This window comes from Xenorhabdus sp. PB61.4 (assembly GCF_963894935.1).
Lineage (GTDB): Bacteria > Pseudomonadota > Gammaproteobacteria > Enterobacterales > Enterobacteriaceae > Xenorhabdus > Xenorhabdus stockiae.
Genome location: NZ_CAWQJR010000074.1, coordinates 1 through 4,941, shown reverse-complemented (window position 1 = coordinate 4,941; position 4,941 = coordinate 1). Strand labels below are relative to the sequence as shown.

Genomic DNA, 4,941 nt, shown 5'->3' with positions numbered 1-4,941 from the left:
GTTAATTTATATCTATAATCATATTTTTCAACAGACCAATTAAACATAAAAAATAATAATGATTATAGTTAAGTCTGCATACATTTGGTGCCTATTTATCCGACATAATCTGCTTGATTTTTACTTTTCTACCCAACACTATCGTCTTTAAAAATCCATGCTACGATATAAATTCGCCTATCAGCTTCTGCTATTTTTCCTTTGAAGCAACACATTAACCAATGGAGTATTGTCTATGCTTATAGTTAAAAAAATAAAATTTTCCGTCCTCGCAACACTGTTTACCTTATTATTATCATCTCCAGCCTTTGCCAAAGATGGTGTATTGATTAATTTACCTGATAAAAAATTTGCAGTTATTTCAGTCGGTGATCTGGAAAGTGCATCCATAGGTAGCTATTCCATTGCTGTTTTTCAGGATAGCGAGCTAACAGAATTCACCACTGGTGCCGTTTTTTCCCGCAATGGCTCAATATTTGAAGATGACGGAAAACCAAGAACAACATTTGCTGATATTGATGGTGACGGGAGTAAAGAACTCATTATCTCTAAACTCACCGCAGGCTCAGGGAATTACCTTGAAGTAGATGCACTCAAGATTACCGATAAGGATGTCAAATTATTGACCCGCATTAATACTAATAGTACGAATAATATTATTAGATTACTTCGTAATCATTGTAAGAAAGAGCAATGCTTAAAGCAGAAACAGAGATAGCACCTAAATCAGTTATTCAATGCCCATAAAATGTAAGGCAAACGATAGATAATGTACTATCGTTAATGTTATCACCACCATACCCAATGGATTTCTAGTTGCATCGCGGAGGAAAGTAAGTTATTCCCTCCGAAAACATGGCTCACTCTATAATCGGGGTGAACACAGCCAATAAAAAGCAACCTGAAAGGCGATGGGTATACCACGGTATAGCTGATAAAGGGGAATCTATGAAACGTCTTTTATTACCATTTTTTGTGCTATCGCTCTCATTCTTCTCTTATGCCGCACATACAAATCAGGACAAGATTGCTGAAACCTATTGTGATGTGTTTGGCAAAGCTTCCGTAGAGGCATTTAAAACTCATGACTCGCCAGATGTGATAGCGCAGAATGCATTAAATGCTTTACATAAGAAAGGGTTAACCCTGAAAGAAATCCAGTCTAATAAAAGTGAATTTATTGCAACAATTAAACAAACTGTTGCTGAAGTTAGAGAACATAAGCCAAAATTTCCGAGCAACCACCATTTTGATGAAACTCTGGCTAAGTCAGTTAAAGATTGTAAAGTTCAGATAAAGAATGTTTTATCCCAACATGCTCGGTGATTAAATGCGGAGCGACGAAAATTCGCCGCTCCGCATATACTCGTATTCTTGCAAATTACCACTTTATTCGCAGCACTTATGCCGATCATATCGTCAGTTATGCTTCCTGAGTGCGCTTTTATTGCGGCAACTTATTCTAGAATTCATTGAGTATATTTAGCTCAAGGTTCCAGAGTAAAACAGTACAAAAATTTATGGAATTATTCCTGATTTTTCCTGGTCTTGTAAGTCAATACAGGCTTAAGCCGTGCTACCAATTTTACCAAACCTGTTTGTACCATTGCATCCATTACACCACTGATAGGTTTATAGGCTTCTGGCGCTTCCTGAAAAATCAGCTGATTATCCAGACAAACTACACGACTGCCCAATGCGGTACGCGAAAGTTGTTGTGCATTATAACGCCCGGCTAAACGTGATTTACACTCATTACGTCCCCATTTACGACCAGCACCATGAGCAAGAGAAAAAAGACTTTGTTCAGTTGCTACCGGTCTTACTAAATAGCTATAGTCCCCTCGAGAACCCGGAATAACGACCAATCCCTGATCAGAAGGTGTTGCACCTTTGCGATGTAGCCAGCCATCAATTCCGTCGATAACACCGGAGGTGAGTAAATTGTGTGAAACATCCAGTAAACAGCTTCCTTCAGCTCGCCAGCGCCCCAGCATCCGTTCAGCAATTAACTGACGGTTAAGATGAGCATAATCGAGAGCCTGTTGGTGTTGCTGAAGATAATGCTGCGCCTGTACACTGGATGCCTCCAACCCTTTATGCCCATACTGGCGAACATGCTGTTCGAGGATCATTTGCCCCATCCCGCGTGAACCGCTGTGTACCAACAATAAAAGCTCTTGTTTACTCAGTTGCCATGTTTCAAGAATTTCAGGCTGATAAATTTCATCTAATTGCTGCAATTCAGCAAAGTGATTACCACCACCAATCGTCCCCGGTGCATAGCAAAAATATTCGGCCATATCCTCAGGCAGCTCATCTTCTTCCAAAGGATTATCGATAGAACCGAGTTTTTTCTCCAGTTTATCTAACGACCATTTATTCAGCGCTAAATCTGTTTTCCACAATGCCATACCACACCCAATATCATTACCGATGAGTGCAGGATAAAAACGTGAGTGTGAGAAAAATGCGGCACCCACCGGATAACCTCTACCCGGATGCAGGTCAGGCAAGCCGACCACACGTACCATATCAGGAAGTTGTGCTGTTGTTTCGAGTTGCTGGATGGCCTTACCTTCCAGCCAGGTATTTTCTGCTGCAATAATCTGGATATGCGATTGTGGTGCAGCCGAATATAATGTATTGCCCATAGATCAATCCTATGATCGATAAAAATAATAAGAGTTATGGTTCAGGCTGTCCTAGCCAAAGCAATACCAGATGTAAAAATCTTAGTAATTAGCTACAGACTGGCCCGAAAAGAGTCATTGTTACTGTCGTCATTATACTTTCTCCTTTCAGTCGTTAATGTAGATTAGTCAATATATAAAATTGAAGTTAGGCATCATACTCTAAATATGAATCAGATTACCAGTGATTTATTTAATTCACACTCAATAATTTAAAACCAATATCAAATAATAATTTCAACATGTGATCAAAAACATAACTTTATGCTTTTAACCACATATTGAAATTAATAAATCCCTTAAGCGGTCCATTCTCTATTTTGTAGAACTATTCTATAACCATCTATATCTTCAAAAGTTTTTCCCACTACATCCCAATAGTCATTATATGATTGAACCACCTTAAAACCTGCATTTATCATACGCTCACAGCATTGTTCCCAAACACTATTTTCACTAAAGTAGAAAACTAGCAGATTATCTTTTGTTGGTGCTCTTCCAACAACAGTTCCCTGATGATGCGTAAATTCCAAATGATAGCTGTGTTTTTCATGCCCAATGATTGAACCATCAAAGTTATTATGCCCCTGAAACTCACCTAATAGCTTAAACCCCAATCCATTAACATACATCTCTGTAACTTCTTTAAGATTATCGGTTGGTCTGGCTACTCTTAATATTGATGACCTTGGGATCATTATATTCTCCATAATTTATTTTAAGGTTTTTATATTTGTCTATAATAAGCACGTACACTCTAAAACCTTAACCTAACTTTAGGTCAAGCCACATTTATCAGAATATTTTCTGGATATATAGAAAAGAAAACCAATGGAATGTTTATTCTTTGAGCATTATTTTATAAAAAAACACTAACTCGGGATCATCTTCATCAAGGTTTTCTATATAACCACTTTTCCTAAAGCCCGCCTTGTTTAATAATGATCGCATCGGTTTATTAGATTGGTTCGTAGACGTGAATAATTTTGGACAAGAACAAATTGATTTTAGGTAGTTGATAAGTTGTAAACCAACGCCCTTCCCTCTGTTTCTTTCTCCAACCACCAGCATCTCAATAAAAGCATAATCAAAAAAATTATAATGTAGTACGCCATAAGCAATCACTTCACTATCTAACTCTACCAAATAACAAAATTGACTCTTGACCCAATTTTTAATTTGATCTAACCGGCGATTATCATACAGAACAACTGGATCGATTTTGGTAAGAATATCGATATCAGAAATATCAGCACGCCGGATGTAGAGTATTTTGGCTTTTCGGTCATCGTCCAGATTCATCATAATGTCCCACCTTTAGAGCCTTCACCTTTCAAACGACATAATAGTAATTATTTAAGAACCGGCTCTCTTACATCTTCCCAATACAGCATTCACCGGGCTAAAAGGATCATTACTACTCAAAGTGGCTACCACTCCCGATTGTTTAGTGCCTACCAGATAGGCAAAATTTATGTTGTCCTTAACGGAATCATAAATAACCTCTTTATTGTTTCTTGAACCAAGCCCCACCTTAGTACCAAAATAACCCCATGCTCCTTCAGGTTTTACTCTCGATGGCATATTAGGATAAAGGCTAACACCTATGTATTTTCCGTTTCCTTCCGCCCTCACCTTCATCATGACTTTAGGAAAATACCCGGGAGGAAATTTTTTGTGGTTTTTGGACTCCCTGAATATATATGCAGGGTACAAGTAACAGGAATAATTACCATCACGGATATCGAGCTTACCATCAGCAATGGTATAAACTCCGGTATCTGCCAGTAAGTAAACCGGAAACAACAGTAATGCAACGGCAATTTTCTTTAACATCTGTCACCACCTGTCATGGTTGGAGTGATTCAAGTATAGCTTTGATGCTCAGGTAACACATAATCAGATAAACCATGATGATCGAGGTAACGATTGGACTATTTTGGCGGTGAAGTGTCGGTCAAATTACAACCAGTTTTGCAGAAGAATTTTCATACCGTTAAAAACAACGGGAACTATTAAGCCCCCGTTATCTATTTCAATCAATAACTATTACATGTGAGAAATAATAGCATCACCAAATTCACTACATTTCAGCAGTTTAGCGTCTTCCATCAGGCGCTCGAAATCGTATGTGACCGTCTTGGCAGCAATCGAACCTTCCATACCTTTAACGATTAGGTCAGCAGCTTCGAACCATCCCATGTGGCGCAGCATAATATCGCATGATTAAGCCTAATCTATTGAATTT

6 protein-coding genes and 1 pseudogene are annotated in these 4,941 nt (G+C 38.3%); 2 read left to right on the top strand and 5 right to left on the bottom strand.

All coding sequences use genetic code 11. The features are described from left to right. The first annotated feature begins 235 nt into the window (after positions 1 to 235). Both AACX68_RS05235 and AACX68_RS05230 read left to right on the top strand, forming a co-directional pair. On the top strand, positions 236 to 718 hold the full coding sequence (locus tag AACX68_RS05235) for a PliI family lysozyme inhibitor of I-type lysozyme (RefSeq protein ID WP_228860765.1): 483 nt from the start codon (positions 236 to 238) through the stop codon (positions 716 to 718). A 230-nt stretch (positions 719 to 948) separates the two neighbouring features. Then, the gene (locus AACX68_RS05230; RefSeq protein ID WP_228860764.1) at positions 949 to 1,326 is read left to right on the top strand and encodes a hypothetical protein; all 378 of its coding nucleotides are present in this window, start codon (positions 949 to 951) and stop codon (positions 1,324 to 1,326) included. 200 nt (positions 1,327 to 1,526) lie between these two features. Here AACX68_RS05230 and AACX68_RS05225 read toward each other — a convergent pair whose 3' ends face one another. The 5 genes and pseudogenes from AACX68_RS05225 to AACX68_RS05205 form a co-directional block, all read right to left on the bottom strand. Beyond that, the gene (locus AACX68_RS05225) at positions 1,527 to 2,654 is read right to left on the bottom strand and encodes an RNA ligase RtcB family protein (protein WP_228860763.1); all 1,128 of its coding nucleotides are present in this window, start codon (positions 2,652 to 2,654) and stop codon (positions 1,527 to 1,529) included. A 338-nt stretch (positions 2,655 to 2,992) separates the two neighbouring features. Further along, the gene (locus tag AACX68_RS05220) at positions 2,993 to 3,391 is read right to left on the bottom strand and encodes a VOC family protein (RefSeq protein ID WP_228860762.1); all 399 of its coding nucleotides are present in this window, start codon (positions 3,389 to 3,391) and stop codon (positions 2,993 to 2,995) included. A 142-nt stretch (positions 3,392 to 3,533) separates the two neighbouring features. Further along, complete coding sequence (locus AACX68_RS05215) at positions 3,534 to 3,998, bottom strand: GNAT family N-acetyltransferase (protein ID WP_228860761.1); 465 nt, start codon at positions 3,996 to 3,998, stop codon at positions 3,534 to 3,536. A gap of 51 nt (positions 3,999 to 4,049) precedes the next feature. Then, on the bottom strand, positions 4,050 to 4,529 hold the full coding sequence (locus AACX68_RS05210) for a hypothetical protein (protein WP_228860760.1): 480 nt from the start codon (positions 4,527 to 4,529) through the stop codon (positions 4,050 to 4,052). A gap of 213 nt (positions 4,530 to 4,742) precedes the next feature. Next, positions 4,743 to 4,919, bottom strand: a pseudogene (locus tag AACX68_RS05205) (isocitrate/isopropylmalate family dehydrogenase); the annotation flags it as partial. Positions 4,920 to 4,941 lie beyond the last annotated feature (22 nt).